This window comes from Allobosea sp. TBD101 (assembly GCF_059817965.1).
In genome coordinates this window covers 1,002,704-1,021,673 of the sequence record NZ_CM187543.1, presented here as the reverse complement: position 1 = coordinate 1,021,673, position 18,970 = coordinate 1,002,704, and the positions used below count along the sequence as shown (strand labels likewise).

The 18,970-nt window shown below is 67.6% G+C and carries 16 protein-coding genes and 1 tRNA gene; 10 read left to right on the top strand and 7 right to left on the bottom strand.

What is annotated here, in order from left to right:
* Window positions 1-92: 92 nt before the first annotated feature.
* On the bottom strand, window positions 93-1,067 hold the full coding sequence (locus AC6RIC_RS04815; RefSeq protein WP_499735328.1) for a KpsF/GutQ family sugar-phosphate isomerase: 975 nt from the start codon (window positions 1,065-1,067) through the stop codon (window positions 93-95).
* A gap of 104 nt (window positions 1,068-1,171) precedes the next feature.
* Here AC6RIC_RS04815 and AC6RIC_RS04810 point away from each other — a divergent pair, with 104 nt between their 5' ends.
* Window positions 1,172-2,749: an outer membrane beta-barrel protein gene (locus AC6RIC_RS04810; RefSeq protein ID WP_499735327.1), complete on the top strand. Its 1,578-nt coding sequence runs from the start codon at window positions 1,172-1,174 to the stop codon at window positions 2,747-2,749.
* A gap of 157 nt (window positions 2,750-2,906) precedes the next feature.
* Here AC6RIC_RS04810 and AC6RIC_RS04805 read toward each other — a convergent pair whose 3' ends face one another.
* Entirely contained in the window at window positions 2,907-4,748 is a 1,842-nt protein-coding gene (locus tag AC6RIC_RS04805; protein WP_454655051.1) for a M3 family oligoendopeptidase, read from the bottom strand.
* A gap of 330 nt (window positions 4,749-5,078) precedes the next feature.
* Here AC6RIC_RS04805 and AC6RIC_RS04800 point away from each other — a divergent pair, with 330 nt between their 5' ends.
* The 3 genes from AC6RIC_RS04800 to AC6RIC_RS04790 all read left to right on the top strand — a co-directional run bounded on the left by AC6RIC_RS04800 (window position 5,079) and on the right by AC6RIC_RS04790 (window position 10,588).
* A complete protein-coding gene (locus AC6RIC_RS04800; protein ID WP_499735326.1) occupies window positions 5,079-6,575 on the top strand; it encodes a sigma 54-interacting transcriptional regulator in 1,497 nt (498 codons plus the stop codon).
* Window positions 6,576-6,681: 106 nt separating this feature from the next.
* Window positions 6,682-8,598, top strand: coding sequence for a L,D-transpeptidase family protein (locus AC6RIC_RS04795; protein ID WP_499735325.1), 1,917 nt, complete (start codon window positions 6,682-6,684; stop codon window positions 8,596-8,598).
* A gap of 259 nt (window positions 8,599-8,857) precedes the next feature.
* On the top strand, window positions 8,858-10,588 hold the full coding sequence (locus AC6RIC_RS04790) for a peptidoglycan L,D-endopeptidase MepK (protein WP_499735324.1): 1,731 nt from the start codon (window positions 8,858-8,860) through the stop codon (window positions 10,586-10,588).
* A gap of 126 nt (window positions 10,589-10,714) precedes the next feature.
* On the opposite strand, the gene AC6RIC_RS04785 is transcribed toward AC6RIC_RS04790, so the two are convergent.
* Window positions 10,715-11,323 carry a glutathione S-transferase family protein gene (locus AC6RIC_RS04785; protein ID WP_499735323.1) on the bottom strand — a complete coding sequence of 203 codons (609 nt, stop codon included), beginning with the start codon at window positions 11,321-11,323 and terminating at the stop codon, window positions 10,715-10,717.
* A gap of 78 nt (window positions 11,324-11,401) precedes the next feature.
* Complete coding sequence (locus AC6RIC_RS04780; RefSeq protein WP_454655043.1) at window positions 11,402-12,394, bottom strand: LysR family transcriptional regulator; 993 nt, start codon at window positions 12,392-12,394, stop codon at window positions 11,402-11,404.
* A 111-nt stretch (window positions 12,395-12,505) separates the two neighbouring features.
* On the opposite strand from AC6RIC_RS04780, the gene AC6RIC_RS04775 reads away from it, so the two are divergent.
* Window positions 12,506-13,111: an FMN-dependent NADH-azoreductase gene (locus tag AC6RIC_RS04775; RefSeq protein WP_499735322.1), complete on the top strand. Its 606-nt coding sequence runs from the start codon at window positions 12,506-12,508 to the stop codon at window positions 13,109-13,111.
* Between the two features lie 72 nt (window positions 13,112-13,183).
* On the opposite strand, the gene AC6RIC_RS04770 is transcribed toward AC6RIC_RS04775, so the two are convergent.
* Window positions 13,184-13,426, bottom strand: coding sequence for a DUF2312 domain-containing protein (locus AC6RIC_RS04770; RefSeq protein ID WP_454655041.1), 243 nt, complete (start codon window positions 13,424-13,426; stop codon window positions 13,184-13,186).
* Between the two features lie 294 nt (window positions 13,427-13,720).
* On the opposite strand from AC6RIC_RS04770, the gene AC6RIC_RS04765 reads away from it, so the two are divergent.
* From AC6RIC_RS04765 to pyk, 3 genes are all read left to right on the top strand, one after another.
* Complete coding sequence (locus tag AC6RIC_RS04765) at window positions 13,721-14,995, top strand: glycerate kinase type-2 family protein (RefSeq protein WP_499735321.1); 1,275 nt, start codon at window positions 13,721-13,723, stop codon at window positions 14,993-14,995.
* Between the two features lie 2 nt (window positions 14,996-14,997).
* Window positions 14,998-15,441, top strand: coding sequence for a DUF1036 domain-containing protein (locus AC6RIC_RS04760; protein ID WP_454655040.1), 444 nt, complete (start codon window positions 14,998-15,000; stop codon window positions 15,439-15,441).
* Window positions 15,442-15,614: 173 nt separating this feature from the next.
* Entirely contained in the window at window positions 15,615-17,054 is a 1,440-nt protein-coding gene (gene pyk, locus AC6RIC_RS04755) for a pyruvate kinase (protein WP_454655038.1), read from the top strand.
* Between the two features lie 163 nt (window positions 17,055-17,217).
* Here the strand turns inward: pyk and AC6RIC_RS04750 are convergent, their stop codons facing one another.
* Both AC6RIC_RS04750 and ykgO read right to left on the bottom strand, forming a co-directional pair.
* Window positions 17,218-17,871, bottom strand: a complete 654-nt coding sequence (locus AC6RIC_RS04750) for a tetratricopeptide repeat protein (RefSeq protein ID WP_499735320.1) — start codon at window positions 17,869-17,871, stop codon at window positions 17,218-17,220.
* A 140-nt stretch (window positions 17,872-18,011) separates the two neighbouring features.
* Window positions 18,012-18,137: a type B 50S ribosomal protein L36 gene (gene ykgO, locus AC6RIC_RS04745; RefSeq protein WP_038363015.1), complete on the bottom strand. Its 126-nt coding sequence runs from the start codon at window positions 18,135-18,137 to the stop codon at window positions 18,012-18,014.
* Window positions 18,138-18,378: 241 nt separating this feature from the next.
* Between ykgO and AC6RIC_RS04740 the strand changes: the two genes are divergently transcribed.
* Together AC6RIC_RS04740 and AC6RIC_RS04735 are read left to right on the top strand one after the other, a co-directional pair.
* Window positions 18,379-18,585 (top strand): hypothetical protein, encoded by a 207-nt coding sequence (locus tag AC6RIC_RS04740; protein ID WP_454655035.1) that lies wholly within the window; start codon window positions 18,379-18,381, stop codon window positions 18,583-18,585.
* A 240-nt stretch (window positions 18,586-18,825) separates the two neighbouring features.
* A tRNA-Arg gene (locus tag AC6RIC_RS04735) sits at window positions 18,826-18,902 on the top strand.
* The last annotated feature ends 68 nt before the right edge of the window (window positions 18,903-18,970 follow it).

Here is an 18,970-nt window from a genome sequence, read left to right as displayed (position 1 = left end):
TTCGAGCTTGCCGGCAACGGTCATGGCAGCACCTCTAAAGCTATAGTCTCTACAGCTTTAGATAGCGCGCTGCTGCCGGGTTGCAAGCCCGATCAGGCGACGCCCATCGCCAACAGGTCGTGGACATGGACGAGCCCGGCCGGGCGCCCCTCGCCATCGACCACGATCAGCGCGGTGATCCGGCTGCGATTGACCAGCTCCAGCGCTTCGACCGCCAACGTATCGAGTCCGATTCGGCGCGGATTCGCCGTCATGATATCGCGTGCCCTGAGCGAGGCGCCCCCGCCCATCGCCGTCTTGCGGCGCAGGTCGCCATCGGTGACCACGCCGGCAAGCTTGCCGTCCAGATCCATCACCACGGCGCAGCCAAAACCCTTGTCGGAGATCATCGCGATAACGTCCGGCAGCAGCGTGTCCAGACCGATCAACGGCAGGTCGGTGCCGCGATGCATGATGCTCTCGACCGTCTTGAGCTGCGCCCCGAGCTTGCCGCCGGGGTGGTAGACGAAGAAATCCTGCCGCGAGAAGCCGCGCGCCTCCAGCAAGGCCACCGCCAGCGCATCGCCGAGCGCCATCTGCATCGTCGTCGAGGTCGTCGGCGCGAGCCCGTTCGGACAGGCCTCCGTCGCCTTGGGCAGGACGAGCGCGATATCCGCCTCCTTGCCGAGCGTGCTCTCGGCATTGGCGGTGATAGCGATCAGCCCGACGCGGAAGCGGCGAGTATAACCGACGAGAGCGGCAAGCTCGACCGCCTCGCCCGACCAGGACAGCGCGATCACCACATCCTCAGGCTGCACCATGCCGAGATCGCCATGGCTCGCCTCGGCCGGATGGACGAAATGCGCGGGCGTGCCGGTCGAGGCCAGCGTCGCCGTGAGCTTGCGCCCGACATGGCCGGACTTGCCCATGCCGGAGACGATCACGCGCCCGCTCGAGGCGCGGATCATGGCGATGGCGTCAGCGAACGGCCCGCCCAGACCGTCTGCCAGTGCGGCATGGAGCGCGTCGAGACCGGCGCGCTCGGTGGCGATGGTGCGAAGGGCGGAGTCGCGGATATCGGCTGTCATGGCCGGCGCTGTAGCACGGCGGAGCCAGTCATTTCCACCATCTGCCGACAGCCCCGGCGCGCGTTGACGGCTCCTTAACCCTGTTCGTTCTAACTCCGTTAACCATGCGCGCCATCCGCGCGCCCGTCATCTGGAGCCCTGCGACGCCCGTGTCCGGCCGCGCGACGACCCTGCTTCTGTCCGGCACGGCCTTGGCCGCGCTGGCACTCGCCTGTGCAACCGCGCAGGCGCAGCAGATGCCGCGCGCCAATCTCAGAACCGGCACGCCCACTTATGTCGCGCAGCAGCCGGCAACGCCCCAGCCCGCCCTCTCGCCGGCAACGGCCGAGCCGGAAGCCATCCGCGATCCCGCCGGACTGGTCCAACGGCAAGGCTCCGCCGTCTCGGGGCGGCAGCCGCCGCGCGCCAGCCAGCCCATTCAGGCGCCGGCACTGCGTGGTGTCACCCAGCGCCAGTTCCGGCCGCCGCAACCCGCTGTCACGGTGTTGCCCCCACCTCCGCCTCCGGCTCCGCCGCCCCGGCGTCGCGCCGCGAGCGAAGAAGATCCCTACGCCGCGCTCGGCATCCGCCTGGGCTCGATCACGCTACGACCTTCCGTCACCAATTCGGTCGGCTACGACACCAATCCGCAGCGCACATCGGCGCCGGGTACCAAGGGCTCGGGCTACAGCCGCCACGAGGGCGAGCTGGAGATCCAGTCCGACTGGAACGTCCACGAGCTCAAGGGCAAGCTGCGCGGCGGCTACATGGAATTCTTCCGTGCCAAGGATGCCTCGCGCCCCGATGCCGAGGGCAATCTCGACCTGCGGCTCGATGCGACGCGCGATACCCGCATCCTCCTGGAAACGCGGCTCAGGCTCGACACGCAGCGGCCGGGCTCGCCGGACTTGACAGCCGCAGTCACCGGCCGTCCGCAGATCTACCAATATGGCGGCTCGGCCGGCGTCACGCACGACTTCAACCGGCTGCAACTGACATTGCGCGGCTCGGCCGATCGCAGCGACTACGAGGATGCCCGCCTGTCGAATGGTGCGATGCTCTCGCAGAAGGATCGCAATCAGACGCAGTACGGACTGCGCCTGCGCGCCGCCTACGAGGTCACGCCCGGCTTCAAGCCCTTCGTCCAGGCCGAAATCGACCAGCGCGAGTTCGACGAGAAGGCCGATTCCAGCGGCTATATGCGTTCCTCGAACGGTCTGACCGGCCGCATCGGCTCGACCTTCGAGATCAGCCGGCAGCTCACCGGCGAGGTCTCGGGTGGCTATCAGGATCGCAAATACGACGATAACCGCCTGAAGAACCTGCGCGGTTTCGTCGGCGATGCCGCGGTGTTGTGGTCGCCGACGCCGCTGACCACGGTGACGTTGCGCGGAGGCGCCGAGCTCGGTGACACCACGATCGCCGGCTCCTCCGGCACGACCGTACGGCGCGCCACGCTGGAAGTGGCGCATGCGCTGCGCCGCAACCTCGCCGTCACCGGCTTCACCAATTTCAGCCGGACCGAATATGACGGCCAGGGCCTGCGCGAGGACTACACCAATGTCGGCGCGCGGCTCGAATACAAGCTGACCCGCACCTTCGCCGTGCGCGCGAGCTTCACCCACGAGCGCCTGAACTCGACCGCGCAGGGCTCGGACTACACCGCGAATGTCTCGCTGGTGGGTCTCAGGGTGCAGTTCTGATTTTCACCGCAACCTCGAGGTCATCCCGGGCGTAGCGCAGCGAAGACCCGGGATCCATGCCGGAACGGTTCAGGCATGGATCCCGGATCGGCGCCGCTATCGCGGCTTGTCCGGGATGACTCGCATAAAATGGAGACGGCAGCGGAGGCCTTGGCCCTCACTCCATCCCTTCGAGCTCGATGATCATGCCCTCGATCATCCGAAGCCCGATCTGCCAGAAGCCGGGGTCCTTCGCATCGAGCCCGAAGGGCGCCAGCAGCTCGCCATAAGGCTTGCTGCCGCCGGCCGAGAGCAGCGCGAAATAGCGCTCCTGGAAGCCCTCGGCGGCGTTCTGGTAGACGCCGTAGAGCGAGTTCACCAGGCAATCCCCGAAGGCATAAGCATAGACGTAGAACGGCGAATGGATGAAGTGCGGAATGTAGCACCAATAGGGCTCGTAACCGCTCGACAGCTGGATCGCCGGGCCTAGACTCTCTTCCTGCACGCTCATCCAGATCTGGCAGAGCGCTTCCGGCGTCAGCTCGCCTTCGCGGCGGGCTTCATGGACCTTGCGCTCGAAGGTGTAGAAGGCGATCTGGCGCACGACCGTGTTGATCATGTCCTCGACCTTGGCCGCCAGCATCGCCTTGCGCTGCTTCTTGTCGTTGGTCGAGTCGAGCAGCCTGCGGAAGGTCAGCATCTCCCCGAACACGCTCGCCGTCTCGGCCAGCGTCAGCGGCGTCGGCGCCATCAGGGCCCCGTTCGGCGCCGCCAGCACCTGATGCACGCCATGGCCGAGCTCATGCGCCAGCGTCATCACGTCGCGCGGCTTGCCCTGGTAGTTCAGCAGCACATAGGGATGCGCCGACGGCACGGTCGGATGCGCGAAGGCACCCGGCGCCTTGCCGGGGCGCGGCGGGGCGTCGATCCAGCGCTCGTCGAAGAAGCGCCGGGCGATATCCGCCATCTCCGGCGAGAAGGCGCCATAGGCGGAGAGTACGGTCTCGCGCGCCTCGGTCCAGGGAATCGTGCGCTGCTCGACCTGCGGCAGCGGCGCGTTGCGATCCCAGAAATCCAGCTCCTCGCGGCCGAACCACTTCGCCTTCAGGCGGTAGTAGCGATGCGACAGGCGCGGATAGGCCTCGCGCACGGCGGCAACGAGAGCATCCACGACCTCACGCTCGACCCGATTGGCGAGATGCCGGGAATCCGCGACGTCCTCGAACTTCCGCCAGCGGTCGGAGATTTCCTTGTCCTTGGCGAGCGTGTTGGTGATCAGCGCGAAGATGCGCAGCTCCTTACGGAACACCGTGCTCAGCGCTTCCGCCGCCTTGCGGCGCACCTCGCCATCGCTGTCCTGCAGCTTGTTGAGCGTGAGCTCCAGCGTCAGCTCTTCGCCGTCGACGATGAAGCGCAGCGAGGCGATGGTCTCGTCGAAGAGCCGGTTCCAGGCGGCCGCGCCCGTCATCGACTTCTCGTGGAACAGCGCCTCGATCCGGTCGTCGAGCTGATGCGGCTTGTCCTTGGCGAGATCCTCCAGCCAGGGCTTCCAGTGCGAGAGCGGCGCTTGGCTCGCGACCTTCGCCAGCACCTCCGGCTCGATCCGGTTCAATTCCAGCTCGAAGAACAGCAATTCGGTGATGGCGGCGTTCAGCTTGTCCTGCGTGTCGCCGTAGAACTTGGCGCGCTGCGGGTCGGTGGTGTCGCCGGAATAGACCAGGCCGGCATAGGCGCCGATCCGGCCGAGTAGGTCGCTCAGGCCCTCATAGCTCTTCACCGCGGCGGCCAGCGTCGCGCTGCCATCGGGCGCGGCGGCGAGTTCGGAGAGCTTGCCGCGATAGCGGCCGGCCAACGCCTGCGCCTCGACGAGGCCGCGGTCGAGATCGCGCTTGAACTCAGGTGATTCGATGCCCGGATAAAGGTGGCTCAGGTCCCATTCCGGCAGATCGCCGGTCGCCTGCGCCGGTTTTGCCGCCCCCGCCTTCGTGGCGGAACGCAGGACGGTCTGATGAAAACCCATTCGCTCGATACCTTCGCGCACTGAAACGTGCCCTTCCATAAAGGCTGCGCTGCGGCTTGGCCATGGATTGCGAGCCACGGCCGTCATTGCGAGCGCAGCGAAGCAATCCAGGGGGGACTGGGTTGAACGGTGCAGCCCGGTCCCCCTGGATTGCTTCGTCGCTCCGCTCCTCGCAATGACGCCCAGTGCGGAACCGGACGCATCACATCCGCCATCGGCCCCGAGCTTAAACCCCGCTTAACCCTTCTGGCCGACCATGCCCCAGAACGGAACAGGTGATTCCGCCTGTCGCCAAGATTTCTTTCATGCTGCACGGGCTTTCGAGGTGCCATGACCGACACCGTCCTCATCGTCGACGATGATCCCGTCCAGCGTCGCCTGCTCGACGCGATGCTGAAGCGCTTCGGCTACGATGTCGCGAGCGCCGACAACGGCGAGGCGGCGTTGACCTTGCTCGGTGTGCCGGAGGGCGAGCGCTTCAGCGCCATCGTCCTCGACCTCAACATGCCCGGCCTCGACGGCATGGGCGTGCTGGCGGCGCTGCGCGAGCGCGGCATCGAGATCCCCGTCATCGTCCAGACCGCCAATGGCTCGATCGAGACCGTCGTCTCCGCCATGCGGGCCGGCGCCGTCGATTTCGTGGTGAAGCCCGTCGGCGCCGAGCGCCTGCAGGTTTCGCTGCGCAATGCGCTGAAACTCGGCGCGCTCGAGCACGAACTGCGCCATATCAAGCGCCGCGCCTCGAACACGCTGGGCTTCCGCGACCTCGCGACCAAGAGCCCGGACATGGCACGCGTCGTCCGGTTGGCCGAGCGCGCCGCGAAATCGAACATCCCGATCCTGATCGAGGGCGAATCGGGCGTCGGCAAGGAGGTGCTGGCGCGCGCCATCCAGGGCTCCAGCGACCGCAAGGGCAAGCCCTTCGTCACCGTGAACTGCGGCGCGATCCCGCATAACCTTGTCGAGTCAATCCTCTTCGGCCACGAGAAGGGCGCCTTCACCGGCGCGACCGAGCGCCATCTCGGCAAGTTCGTCGAGGCCAATGGCGGCACGCTCTTCCTCGACGAGGTCGGCGAATTGCCGCTCGATGCACAGGTCAAATTGCTGCGCGCCATCCAGGAAGGCGAGGTCGACCCTGTCGGCGGCAAGAAGTCGGTGCGCGTCGATATCCGCCTGATCTCGGCCACCAACAAGAGCCTGCTCGACCAGGTGAAGCGCGGCGAGTTCCGCGAGGATCTGTATTACCGCCTCAACGTCTTCCCGATCACGCTGCCACCCTTGCGCCAGCGCCGCGAGGACATCGCCGACCTGGCGCGCGGCTTCCTCGCCCGCTTCGCCGCCGAGGAGGGCCGCAAGCTCACCGGGCTCACAGCCGAGGCCGCCGCCCTGATCACCGGCTATGACTGGCCGGGCAATGTCCGCCAGCTCGAGAACGCCGTGTTCCGCGCCGTGGTCCTGGCCGACGGGCCGGAGCTCGACACCACCGAATTCCCGCAGATCGCCGCGCAGATGGACGGCTACGAGGTCCGCATTCCGCCGGCGCCTGCCCCGCTCGCCCGCTCCGAGGCGCAAGGCGAACCGCCGCCGCGCATCATCCAGATGCCGGTACGCGATCCCAACGCCCTCGACCTCGTCGCCGGCTCCGACATGCGCAAGCTCGACGACCTCGAACGCGAGATCATCACCTTCGCGCTCGCGCATTACCGCGGCCACATGTCCGAGGTCTCGCGCAAGCTCGGCATCGGCCGCTCGACGCTCTATCGCAAGCTCAAGGATTACGGGCTGATCGAAAGCGAATCGAACGGCGACGAAACCGACGCGGCCTGAGCCGCGACCAATCGAAATGGGGCGGTCTGTTGCACCGCCGCATCTTGTCTCAACCAACCGAGTCACGCAGGAATGGCGGGATTCGGCAGCAATCGGGATAGCGACCATGCGTCCTCGCCATTGGGCGAACCTGACCTCGGCATCCGCCCTGGCCATTATTCTGGGATGCCTCCCGCTCCGCGCCGAGACCCCTCTCAACACCGATACGACGCTCGGCATTCCGCTGCCGGAACAGCCCGCGCTCAGCCTGTCCGATATCGCGCCGCCGGCCTCCGCCGCGCAGGCTGCGACCGCCCCAGTTCATTCCGCCGATACCGAGATCGTCACCGGCACGGTGATCCCCGGCAACCGCCCGCTGGACCCGGCAAAGCAGGATGCCGCCGCCCCACTCGACATCACCCAGGAAGCGGTGACGCTCGACATTCCCGAAATCGAGATGCCGGCCGCCGACCCGGCCCTGACGCCCGTCGTCAAACCGCCGGCTCCGGCCGAGATCGCCCCGCAGACCGGCCCGCTGCGCACCGTCGAGCCGCTGGTGCCGATGCCGGAGGTGCCGAAGGTCGTCGTCGAGCTTCCGCCCGGCGCGGAATTCTCCGCCGCGATCGCTGCCGCCCTGCCGGAGGCGCTGACGCTGCGGCGCCTTGGCGAGCGCGAGCGCAACGAGATCGTCGCCGCCTATCAGGCCAACGAGAACCGCCCCTTCTGGGTCGGCGGCAAGGGCTGGAACGAGGCCGGTAAGCGCATCGCGACGCAGCTCGGCCGCGCCGCCGAGGATGCCTTACGCCCGAACGACTACCCCCTCCCGGTCTTCGAGGCGAGCAACAAGGCCGGCCTCGCGGAGGCCGATATCCGCCTCTCGGCCATCGCCGTGCTCTATGCCCGCGACGCCCGCGGCGGCCGTCTCAATCCGCGCCAGCTCTCGAAGCTGATCACGCCGACGCTCTACCTGCCTTCCGCCACCGAGGTGCTCTCGGAGCTCGCCGGCGCGACGGACGCCGGCGCCGTGCTCGCCGCCTACAATCCGCCCCATGAGGGCTATCGCCGCCTCAAGGCCAAGCTCGCGGAGATGCGCGAGCATCTCGACGACACGCCGCTGGTGCGCATTCCCGCCGGCCCGCCGCTCAAGCTCGGCATGCGCGACGAGCGCGTGCCGCTGGTGCGCGCCCGTCTCGGCCTTGGACCGAGCGAGGAGCCAGTCTTCGACCGCTCGACCGCGCTGGCCCTGACCGATTTCCAGAAGAAGGCTGGCCTGCCCGCCAATGGCACCCTGAGCGAGCGCACGCTCGCAGCGCTCGGCAAGCCGGCCAGTGCGCGCGGCGAAGAGGACATCATCGCCCAGATGGAGCGCTGGCGCTGGCTGCCGCCCGATCTCGGCACCGACCACATCATGGCCAATGTTCCGGAGATGCGCGTGCGCGTCATCCGCTCGGGCAAGGTCGTGCACGAGACCCGCGCCATCATCGGAAAGCCGGAATCGGCGACGCCCATCTTCTCGCACAAGATGGACCACGTCATCGTCAACCCGTCCTGGTATGTGCCGCCCTCGATCCTGAGGAAGGAATTCCTGCCGGGTCTTGCGGCCGATCCGGAATACGCCGCCAAGCGCGGCTATGTCGTGACCCGCGCCAAGGGCGGCGGCATCTCGGTGCGCCAGCCGCCGGGCGAGCGCAACGCGCTCGGCTGGATCAAGTTCATGTTCCCGAACGAGCATGCGGTCTATCTGCACGACACGCCGAATCGCCGCCTCTTCGCAGGCGAGCGACGCGCGCTCAGCCATGGCTGCGTCCGTGTCGACAACCCTTTCGCGCTGGCAGACCAGGTGCTGGGGCCGGAATGGACAAGCGATCGGCTGAAGAAGCTGATCGGAAAGGGTGAGCGCCGCATCAACCTGTCGCAGCCCCTGCCGATCCACCTCGTCTACAACACTATCGTCGTCGGCGATGATGGGCAGATCACCCGCTTCGACGACGTCTACGGTTTTCACAGGCTCGTCAGGCAGGCACTGGAGCAGCAGGGCGGCTGAACGAAGGCGCTCGCATCGCGGGCACCTTTTCGCCACGATCCGACTTTAGCCACCTTCGGCAGGAAATTCTTGGCGTGGCGATTGCCGGCTCGCTAACGAGACGTTAACGCTTCTCCGCAACTGTTCGTTCACGTTTATCGCACCGCTTCGGCGGGGACACCGAGACGGGTCAGACAGATTGGGCAGGACAACCGCCACGCTTGCAGGATGCGCGTCGTCCGGCATCAAGCCGACCGCGCGACAGGCGCTTGCGCTCGGCTTGGCCCTGGTCGCATCGCTGGTCGGTATCCGCGGCACGCAGAACGCCGTCGCCAACGGCGACACCCGCACCATCACCATCCGGCACATGCACACGAAGGAAGAGACGACCGTTACCTTCAAGCGTGACGGCCGCTACGATGGGGCTGCGCTGGAAAAACTGAACTGGGCCCTGCGCGACTGGCGCACCGACGAGCCCACCCGCATGGACCCCCGCCTCTTCGACGTCGTCTGGGAGGTTCAGCGCCAGCTCGGCTCCGACCAGCCCTTCCACGTCGTCTCGTCCTATCGCGCGCCGGGCACCAACGCGATGCTGCGCCGCCGCTCCCGCGCCGTCGCCAAGCACAGCCAGCACATGCTCGGCAAGGCGATGGATTTCTACCTGCCGGATACGCCGACGGCCCGTATCCGCGAAATCGGCATGCGGCTCCAGCGCGGCGGCGTCGGCTTCTATCCGAACGCCCATACGCCCTTCGTCCATCTCGATGTCGGCTCGGTGCGCTCCTGGCCGCGCATGACGCGCGACCAGCTCGTGCGCCTCTTCCCGGACGAGAAGACCGTGCATCTGCCAGCAGACGGGCAGCCACTCTCTGGTTACGAGCTCGCCAAGGCTGAGATCCTGTCGGGCGGCGGCGCCGTCGCCGGCTATGCCACCGCAGAGCTCGACGAGGGCGCCGTCATCGCCTCCGGCCGCAAGAGTCTCTGGGCCTCGCTGTTCGGCGGCGACGAGGAAGAGGCCGATGCCCGCCCGGCCGCGCGCGGCCGCCGCGCCGCGCCGCGGCAGCAGCCGACGGTCATGGCCTATGCCAACACCAACAGCTACGGCGACGCCAACTCGCCGGATGGCGGCCGCCTCGCCGTCGTCCTGGGACAGCAACAGCAACCAGCCGAACCCGTGACGCGTTCGCTGACGCGCGAGCGGTCGGAACGTCTGGCGCCGCAGGTCAACGCCGCTCCGCCGCAGCCCGCCCCCGTCCCGCAAGCACCGGCTCAGGCGATTGCCGTTGCTGCCGTTCCACCGCAGCGCGGCCCGCAGGAAATCAGGCCGCAGTTGATCGACGCGCCGCTGCCGCTGGCACGACCGCGCGGCCTGTCGCTCCCGGCGGAGGACGGCGCGCCCATCCAGATCGCCGCCCTGCCCGCAGCCGGTGGCGCGCTCGCCTTCGCGCCCCAGCCCGAGCAAAAGCTCGTGCTCGCCTCCCTGCCGCCGCGCCGCCCCGGCGAAGTGGCCGGCCCGAGCGAGATCATCGTCGCCGGACGGCCCACCAACGCCCCGCTCCCGCCGATGCGGCCGACCGCGCTTGCCGATGCTGCCATCGCCTCGCTGCGTGGGACCGGTTCCCCGGAAGCCCCCCTCGCCCAGGCTGCCGAAGGACGCCTCGTCACCGCCTCGCTGCCGCCGGTGCGGCCGCGCGAGGGTGGCGTCAGCTACGCGACGGCGACACAGCGCTCCACTCCGGTCCCGGAAGAGCCCGAGGACACCGCCGAGATGGATCGCGGCGGCCTGAACTCGCTGTTCGCCGCCGTCTCGCGCACTGGCAGCACGCCCGGCAAGCCGGTGAATGTCGCGACCGCCCGCGCCCGGGCCGCCGGCCCCTCCGGCGCGCCGATCGCCGGCCCGAGCCCGGCGGCGGCGCTGGGCTTCAGCCATGCCGATCCGGTCGATGCCAAGCCCGGCACCTTCTCCGGCCCGGCCGTCCGTCCGCTTCCGACGAATTTCGTCCAGAACTAGAGCATTTTCGAGCGAAGTGGACTCCGGTTCGCGTGAAGAACCAATGGTCCGCGTCAGCGAACATGCGTTGAAATAAGAACTTATGGCAGTTCCGCGTTTCGGAGAATTGCGGAACTGCCATAGCGCTTATTCCCGGTCGATCGGCCAGGCCTTGAATACGTCGAGCGCCTCGCAGGCGCGCGCCTGCGCCGCAAGTGCCGGCCAGCGCTCTTCCGGTACGAATTCCGGGATCACGAAGCGGCAGAAGCCCCAGGCGATGGCGGCCGCGATATCGCTCGGCAACAGTTCCGGTCCGGCCGTCAGCTCGCCCTCCTTCGCCGCCGCGTCGAGCAGATCGAGCGCGACGTGGAGCTGAGCGACGATGCGCTGCTGCCAGGGCGCGTAGCGCTGTGCCTCCGGGCGCTTGCGTTCGTATTCGATCGAGACCGCCTTGTCGGCCGCGACGATGCCGATGCCGGTCAGCGCCAGATCACGGCACCTCGCCACACCTTCGAGCGGGCGCAGCGAGCGTCCCGCGACATCCTCGAAATGCTGGATGATCAGCAGAGATTCGCTGATCGCGATGCCGTCATCGGTGACGAGCGTCGGCGCCTTGATCAGCGGGTTGATCGCCCGGAACTCCGCCATGTGCCGAAAGACCGAGACCGAGCGATGCTCGAACGGCACTTCCAGCAACGTCCCCGTGATCGCCGCGCGGCGGACATAGGGACTATCCAGCATTCCGACGAGCAGCATCGCGACCTCCGTTTCAATGTGGCGGGAGACTGCCGAAACCGGACCGCAAAGCCACGCGAATTCGCGTGATGCGCGGGATCACGCCGCTTGATGCGCAGGGCCAGTGGCGGGCGTGAGCTGTTCGCTCAGCGGTTCGTCGAGCCTCAAGCCGCGCTGATGCGCCTCCATCTGGCAGGGGTCCCAATAGGGCGTGCCACCGAAGCGCTCGACCAGGAGGTCGATCAGCACCCGGACCTTGCCGGGGACATAGGCGCCGGGCGGGCGCACGACATAAAGCGCCCGCGTCGGCATCGGATAATCCAGCAGGACCGGCACGACCGCGCCGGAGCGGATCGCATCCGAGGCGATGAAGGTCGGCAGTACGGTCAATCCCAGCCCCGCCACCGCCCATGACAGCAGCGTGTCGCCGCTGTCCGAGTGCATCCGGCCCGGTGGCCGCACGGTGATCCAGCGCTTGCCGGTCCGAAACACCCAGTCCTGATCGTTCGTGCCGCTATAGAGCAGGCAGTCATGGTCATTGAGATCGGCCGGGATCGCCGGGCGCCCGCGCCGTTCGAGATAGGCCGGGCTGCCGACGACGGTCGCATGGACCGGCGCGATCTTCCGTGCGATCAGGCTGGAATCCTTCAGCGAGCCGATCCGGATCGCGGCGTCGAAGCGCTCGCCGATCAGGTCAACATAGCGGTCGCTCGCCTGCACGTCGATTTCGAGGCGGGGATATAATTGCGCGAGCTCGCCGAGCAGCGGCGCGACGTGCCGGTTGCCGAAGGTCATCGGCATCGCCAGCCGCAGCCGCCCGGCGACGCCGCCCGCGCGTTGCGCCACGGCCTCGCGCGCTTCCTCCAGCTCGGCCAGGATGCGCTCGCTGCGTGCCTTGAACTCGAGCCCGGCCTCGGTTGCCGTGACGCCCCGCGTCGTCCGGCTGAGCAGGCGCGTGCCAAGTTCCTCCTCCAGCCGGCTCACCCGCCGGCTGACGATCGATTTCGCCAGGCCGAGCGTCTGCGCCGCCCGGCCGAAGCCACCGGCTTCGACCACCGCGATGAAGCTTCTGATATCGTCGAGTTCCGCCATCGGCGTTCCTCCCACAGCAACAGTTTGGTTCCGATTATGGCGGTTCTAGCGCCGTTCGTGAACCACTACCTTGCCGGTCATCGAAATCATTCCGCCACAGGAACCCTCGTCATGGCCTCCATCCTCGTCCTCAACAGCAGCGCCTCCGGCCCGAATTCGGTCTCGAAGCTTCTCGTCCAGAGCACGGTCGAGCGGCTCGGCAGCCAGAAGCCCGGCCTGAAGGTCGTCGAGCGCGATCTCGACGCCGCTCCCGTTCCGCACCTCAACGCCGAGACCACCGCGGCGGTGCGTGCCGGCATCACCGAGACCCCGGCCCAGCGCGAGGCGCTCGCCCTGTCCAACGCGCTGGTCGAGGAGCTGAAGGCGGCCGACACCATCGTCATCGGCGCGCCCATGTATAATTTCGGCATCCCCTCGACGCTGAAGAGCTGGTTCGACTACGTGCTGCGCGCCGGCGTCACCTTCCGCTACAGCGAGGCCGGCCCCGAGGGCCTGCTCAAGGGTAAGCGCGCCATCGTCGTCGAGAGCCGCGGCGGCCTCTATAGCAGCGGCCCGGCCCAGGTCATGGATTCGCAGGAGCCGCATCTGCGCACGATGCTCGGTTTCGCGGGCATCACCAACGTCACCTTCATCCGCGCCGAGAAACTGGGCTATGGCCCGGAGGCGCGCGAGGAGGCGATCCGCAACGCCAATGCCGAACTCGCCCTCGTCGCCTGAGTCTCCCTTCAACGAAAAGCCCCGCATCGGGAAACCGATGCGGGGCTTTTTCATGCCTGCGTGGAAAACGGCCTACACCGACTCGCCGACCGCCTGCAGATAGAGGTCGAGAATCGCTTCCTCTTCCTTGCGCTCTTCGAGATCGCGCTTGCGCAGCGCCACGACCTTGCGCAGCACCTTGACGTCGTAGCCGTTGCCCTTGGCCTCGGCATAGACCTCCTTGATGTCGTCGGCGATCGTCTTCTTCTCTTCCTCGAGCCGCTCGATGCGCTCGACGATGCTCTTGAGCTGGTCGCCCTGAACCGGATCGTCCATCTGATAACCTTCTCGGATACGAAATTGGCCGGAAGCGTTCGCCCGGATCAGGCCTGCCCGTCAAGACCGAACTCACCCTCGCCTCGCCGCCCTCAACAGTCCTGATGCCGCTGCGCGGGAATCCGCTCGGTCCGCATGGCGATGGTCCTCCAGAAACTGCGGCCGGATCCGTGGAGAGCGGATGACGGCGCCGCCACAGCGACCTACAACGGTTCAGGAGCAAGCCCGCTGCGGCGTGGCGGAAACGCAAGGGAGCCGCGTGGCGTGCCGCAATCCAATACCTCAATAGCAGCGATGCGCGCGACCGCCCGCGCGATCTTCGACACTGCCGTCGCCCGCGCCCATCCCGCCGGCTGCCTGCCACAGCATCTCCCCCCGCCACCTGCCACAGGACGCCTGATCCTGCTCGCCGCCGGCAAGGCCGCTGGCAGCATGACCGCGCTGGCCGAAGCGCATTATCTCGATCAGGGCTTTCCGCCCGAACGGCTTCTCGGCCATGCCGTCGCCCGGCACGGCTACACGGCGCCCACCCGGCATGTCCCGATGGTCGCGGCCGGCCACCCGGTACCCGACCAGGGCAGCATCGACAGCGCCGAGCGGGCGCTCGCGCTTGCCGCTTCCGCGACGGCGGACGACCTCGTGCTCGTCCTGCTCTCCGGCGGCGGCTCGGCCAACTGGGTCGCACCGGCCGGCGGGCTCGCGCTCGCCGAGAAGCAGGCGGTCAACAAGGCGCTTTTGCGCTCGGGCGCGCCGATCGGCGAGATGAACATCGTCCGCAAGCGGCTCTCGCGGATCAAGGGCGGCCGGCTCGCGCTCGCTGCCGCCCCGGCGCGGCTGCTGACGCTCGCGATCTCCGACGTGCCCGGCGACGAGCCGACCGCGATCGCCTCCGGCCCGACCGTGGCCGATCCCAGCACGACGGCCGAGGCCCGCGCCATCGTCGCCCGCTATGGGCTCAGCCTACCACCGGCCGCACGCGCCCTGCTCGACGAGCCCGGAAACGAGACGCCGAAGCCCGGCCACCCGGCCTTCGCCAACACAGAATACCGGATCATCGCCCATCCGGCCGATGCGCTGGCTGCGGCACGCGCAGCGGCGGAGGCTGCCGGCTATGCCGTGCACGATCTTGGCGCCGATCTCGAGGGCGAGGCGCGCGAGGTCGCAGCCGCCCATGCCGATCTCGCCCGGCGCCTCAAGCGCGAGGGCCGGCGTGCCGCCCTCCTCTCCGGAGGCGAGCTCACCGTGACACTCCGCGGCTCGGGCCGGGGCGGCCCCAATCAGGAATATGCGCTGGCGCTCGCGATCGCCCTGGCTGGCGAGCCCGGCATCGTCGCGCTCGCCGGCGATACCGACGGCACCGATGGCGGCGGCGGCGAGGCCACCGACCCGGCCGGCGCCCTGGTCGATCCCCAGACTTTGACCCGTGCCGCCGAGATCGGCCTTGATCCCGCCCGATCCCTCGCCGACAACGATTCGACCGGCTTCTTCGAAGCGCTCGGCGATTTGCTGCAACCGGGACCGACCCTGACCAATGTCAACGACTGCCGCGTGATCCTGATCGAACCGTGAGAATGCCGGGCTCTCCTCGAACGGTCCTCCCCCTCGCCTTCTGCGCGGCCGCCTTCCTTGGAAGCGTGGCGCCGGCGAAGGCCGATCTGCGCATGTGCAACACCACCTCGAGCCGCATCGGCGTTGCGATCGGCTATCGCGATGCGCAAGGCTGGATCACCGAAGGCTGGTGGAACATCAGCCCGCGCGGCTGCGAGACGCTGCTGCGCGGCACGCTGGCAGCGCGCTTCTACTACGTTCATGCCGTCGATTACGACAAGGGCGGCGAATGGACCGGCAAATCGGTCATGTGCGTGCGCAACAAGGAATTCACGATCCGGGGCATCGAGGACTGCCTGGCCCGCGGCTACGACCGCGCCGGCTTCTTCGAGGTCGATACCGGCGAACAGAAGAGCTGGACGATCCAGCTCACCGATACGAGCGGCGGCGCGGCTCCTCGGCCTTAACCAGCTTACGCCGGACGAAAATCTCGGCATAAGGTAGATAACCGACGCAGGGTCAGCCGGCCCTGCGGACAAGAAACGGAGGCGAGGCCCCGGCGACGGGCATACCTCGCTCCACAACGAGCGAAAGGGCGCGGCCGGAGCCATGTGGGCTCGCCGGTCGCAGGGGAAGAACAATGAAGCGCGAACGCCGGATCAAGATCATCGCCACCCTGGGCCCCGCCTCCTCGACCGAGGAGATGTGCGCAAAACTGTTTTCCGCTGGCGTCGACGTCTTCCGCATCAACATGAGCCATACCCAGCGTGAGACGCTGGCCGAGAAGGTCGCGATGCTGCGCGGACTGGAGAGCAAGTTCCGCCGCCCCGTCGGCATCCTCGCCGACCTGCAGGGTCCGAAGCTCCGCGTCGGCCAGTTCGGCGGCGACGGCGGCGTGATGCTGGAAAAGGACGCGCGATTTATACTCGATTCAAATCCCGCCTCTGGCGATACCAAGCGCGTCCACCTGCCCCACCCCGAAATCCTGAATGCGCTCGAGCCCGGCCACCACCTCATCCTCGACGACGGCAAGCTGCGCCTCGTCGTCGAGAAGGCTTCGCCGACGGAAGCCGTGACCAAGGTTCTGATCGGCGGGCGCCTGTCTTCGCGCAAGGGCGTGAGCCTGCCCGACACCACGATCGCCGTCTCCGCCATGACCGAGAAGGACCGCGCCGATGCCGAGGTCGCAGCCGAGGTCGGCGTCGACTGGATCGCGCTTTCCTTCGTGCAGCGACCCGAGGACATGGCGGAACTGCGCAAGATCGTGCGCGGCCGTGCGCTGGCGCTCGCCAAGATCGAGAAGCCGCAAGCCGTGGTCCGCATGGAGGAGATCATCGACGCATCCGACGCGATCATGGTCGCGCGCGGCGATCTCGGCGTCGAGATGCCGCTGGAGAAGGTGCCGGGCACGCAGAAGCGCCTGACCCGCATGGCCCGCCTCAAGGGCAAGCCCGTCGTGGTCGCCACCCAGATGCTGGAGAGCATGATCACGAGCCCGGTGCCGACCCGCGCCGAGGTCTCCGACGTCGCCACCGCCGTCTTCGAGGGCGCCGACGCCGTGATGCTCTCGGCCGAGAGCGCCGCCGGCCAGTATCCGGTCGAGGCGGTGACGATGATGAACAGCATCGCCGAGGAGGTCGAGAACGACGCGGTTTACCGCTCGATCCTCGAATCGCAGCGCAACGAACCGGAAGCCACCGGCGCCGACGCCATCGCCAAGGCCTCCCACGAGATCGCCGAGACGCTGAACCTCAAGGCGATCTGCGCCTGGACCTCCTCGGGCTCGACCGCCTTCCGCATCGCCCGCGAGCGTCCGAACTCGACGGTGATCGCGCTGACCCCGAACCGCGCCACGGCGCGGCGCCTGACGCTGGTCTGGGGCGTGCACGCGATCGTCACCAAGGATGCCAGCGACGCCGACGACATGGCCTTCCGCGCCTGCAAATTCGCGGTGCGCGAACATTATGCCAAGATGGGCGACAGGATCATCGTGGTCGCGGGCGTGCCTTTCGGAACGCCGGGCGCGACCAACATGGTCCGCATCGCCTTCGTCGCGCAGGAGCATGTCGAGAAGGCTTGAAGGGCGAGGCCCAGAAGATCTGCTTACACCGTCATTCCGGACAAGCTGCGAAGCAGCGCTGATCCGGAATCCATCGTAGGGCGCTTCGCCTCATGATGGATTCCGGGTCAGACCCGGAATGACGGCGTGTTTCCGCACAAGGCGAGGCAACGCCGACTACGCCTTACGCGTCGCGGCCGTCGACATCCGTCTTCAGCGAATCGACCGCCTTCTTCACGGCGTCGAACTGCGGATAGATTTCCAGCGCCTTGCGGAAGGCCTTCATCGCGGCCTTGTCGTCGCCCTGCTGGCGCAGGATCATACCCAATCCCATCATGGCGCCGTAATGGCGCGGCTCGCGCTTCAGCGTCTCGCCGATATCGAGCATGGAGCGAATCGCATCGCCCATCAGGTAGAGCGCATTGGCGCGCTGGTTCCAGGCCTCGGCCCAGTCCGGCTGCAGGCTGATGACGCGATCGAGCAGTTCGATCGCGAGCTCGTTCTGCTTGTCCTTGAGCGCCTGCTGGGCACGGGTCATCAGCAGATCGGCCGTGTCGGAACCCGAACGGGCCCAGCGCCGCTGGATCAACCGCGCGACGCCCTCAGCCTCCTCCTGCGTGGCGGCATCGTGCAGGCGCTGAAACAGCCGCTCCAGCGTCGCCGCCGGACTGCGCTGCGGCGTATTGGGCGTGACCGGGTTGTCTACCTTGTCGTCAGGCGCCACGGTGCCGGGCCGCGACGGCGGCACGGGCTGGGCAAAGGCCGTGCTCGCCGCGAACGGACTGGCCAGAGCCAACAGCAGCGCGACAGCAACGGGCGTGATGCGAGGGCGGATCATGCCCGCAACTCTAGCCGGAGCAGCCGCATCGTCAAATCACAGCCGGGGGAGCGCGCAACGCAAAGAGCGGGCACGCCACCGGCGCCCCGCTCTTCAAAATCCCAACCGAGGCAACCGCGCGGCAGAAGCCGCGCGACGTCTCAGCCCTGACGCGCCTTGAAGCGCTTCTGGACCTTGTTGATGATATAGACACGGCCCTTGCGGCGCACGAGCTGGTTGTCGCGATGGCGCGCACGCAGCGACTTCAGCGAATTACGGATCTTCATCGTCTCAACTCCATCGGCCCGCCCGCGTGAGATGGGCCGGTCAAAAACCTTCAGCCTGCGACGCGAACCACGAAGGTCCTCACCGCCCATGCAATGGTGCGACTGATGCGATGCCGGCTGTATACGGATTTTTGCGCGGACCGCAAGAGCGATCGCCATCATTGCCTTGCAAAAGCCCGACTGGGGCCGCTTTGACAAGACTCACCCGGCCACCATGGCTGGACAATCGAAGGAACCGACCATGCGCCTCTCCTCCCTTGCCCTCGTCGCTACCGCCCTCATGCTCGGCGCCTGCGGCAACACCGTCGAGCAGCGCATCGGCGGCGCGGCCGTCGGCGCCGGCACGGGCGCCGTGGTCGCAGGACCGGTCGGCGCCGTTGTGGGCGGCGCTGTCGGCGCGGTATCCGGCCCGTCGGTCGCGCGCGCCACACGCCGCGCTACGCGCTGATCCGGCGCAGCCGTCATCGCAGGCGGGCTGGGCGCCCGCTTGCGGCGGCACCCGCATCCTGCATGACCTCTGGCCGGGCTCTCCGCCTCCACGGCATCGCGATCCGCGCCGGTCAAGGCGCGCCAGGGGCCAATCACAACAATTCGATGACTTCGCGATTTTGAGGGTTGCCAAGACAAAACGGACCGGCTATCTCCCCCGTCATCAGGCCGGACGCAACGCGTCATGACGCTCTGAGACGCGCCCGTAGCTCAGCTGGATAGAGCATCAGACTACGAATCTGAGGGTCAGAGGTTCGAATCCTTTCGGGCGCGCCATTTTCTTCCTGCCAAATGTCCTCCAAGTGTTTGAGCGGCAAGCGGTTTTCACCGTTTGACCGTACTTG

Coding starts and splice junctions, on each gene's coding strand:
- AC6RIC_RS04760 (WP_454655040.1), top strand. CDS start 14,998: ATGCCGGGCTCTCCTCGAACGGTCCTCCCCCTCGCCTTCTGCGCGGCC.
- AC6RIC_RS04810 (WP_499735327.1), top strand. CDS start 1,172: ATGCGCGCCATCCGCGCGCCCGTCATCTGGAGCCCTGCGACGCCCGTG.
- AC6RIC_RS04795 (WP_499735325.1), top strand. CDS start 6,682: ATGCGTCCTCGCCATTGGGCGAACCTGACCTCGGCATCCGCCCTGGCC.
- pyk (WP_454655038.1), top strand. CDS start 15,615: ATGAAGCGCGAACGCCGGATCAAGATCATCGCCACCCTGGGCCCCGCC.
- AC6RIC_RS04780 (WP_454655043.1), bottom strand. CDS start 12,394: ATGGCGGAACTCGACGATATCAGAAGCTTCATCGCGGTGGTCGAAGCC.
- AC6RIC_RS04765 (WP_499735321.1), top strand. CDS start 13,721: ATGCGCGCGACCGCCCGCGCGATCTTCGACACTGCCGTCGCCCGCGCC.
- AC6RIC_RS04750 (WP_499735320.1), bottom strand. CDS start 17,871: ATGATCCGCCCTCGCATCACGCCCGTTGCTGTCGCGCTGCTGTTGGCT.
- AC6RIC_RS04805 (WP_454655051.1), bottom strand. CDS start 4,748: ATGGGTTTTCATCAGACCGTCCTGCGTTCCGCCACGAAGGCGGGGGCG.
- ykgO (WP_038363015.1), bottom strand. CDS start 18,137: ATGAAGATCCGTAATTCGCTGAAGTCGCTGCGTGCGCGCCATCGCGAC.
- AC6RIC_RS04785 (WP_499735323.1), bottom strand. CDS start 11,323: ATGCTGCTCGTCGGAATGCTGGATAGTCCCTATGTCCGCCGCGCGGCG.
- AC6RIC_RS04815 (WP_499735328.1), bottom strand. CDS start 1,067: ATGACAGCCGATATCCGCGACTCCGCCCTTCGCACCATCGCCACCGAG.
- AC6RIC_RS04775 (WP_499735322.1), top strand. CDS start 12,506: ATGGCCTCCATCCTCGTCCTCAACAGCAGCGCCTCCGGCCCGAATTCG.
- AC6RIC_RS04770 (WP_454655041.1), bottom strand. CDS start 13,426: ATGGACGATCCGGTTCAGGGCGACCAGCTCAAGAGCATCGTCGAGCGC.
- AC6RIC_RS04740 (WP_454655035.1), top strand. CDS start 18,379: ATGCGCCTCTCCTCCCTTGCCCTCGTCGCTACCGCCCTCATGCTCGGC.
- AC6RIC_RS04800 (WP_499735326.1), top strand. CDS start 5,079: ATGACCGACACCGTCCTCATCGTCGACGATGATCCCGTCCAGCGTCGC.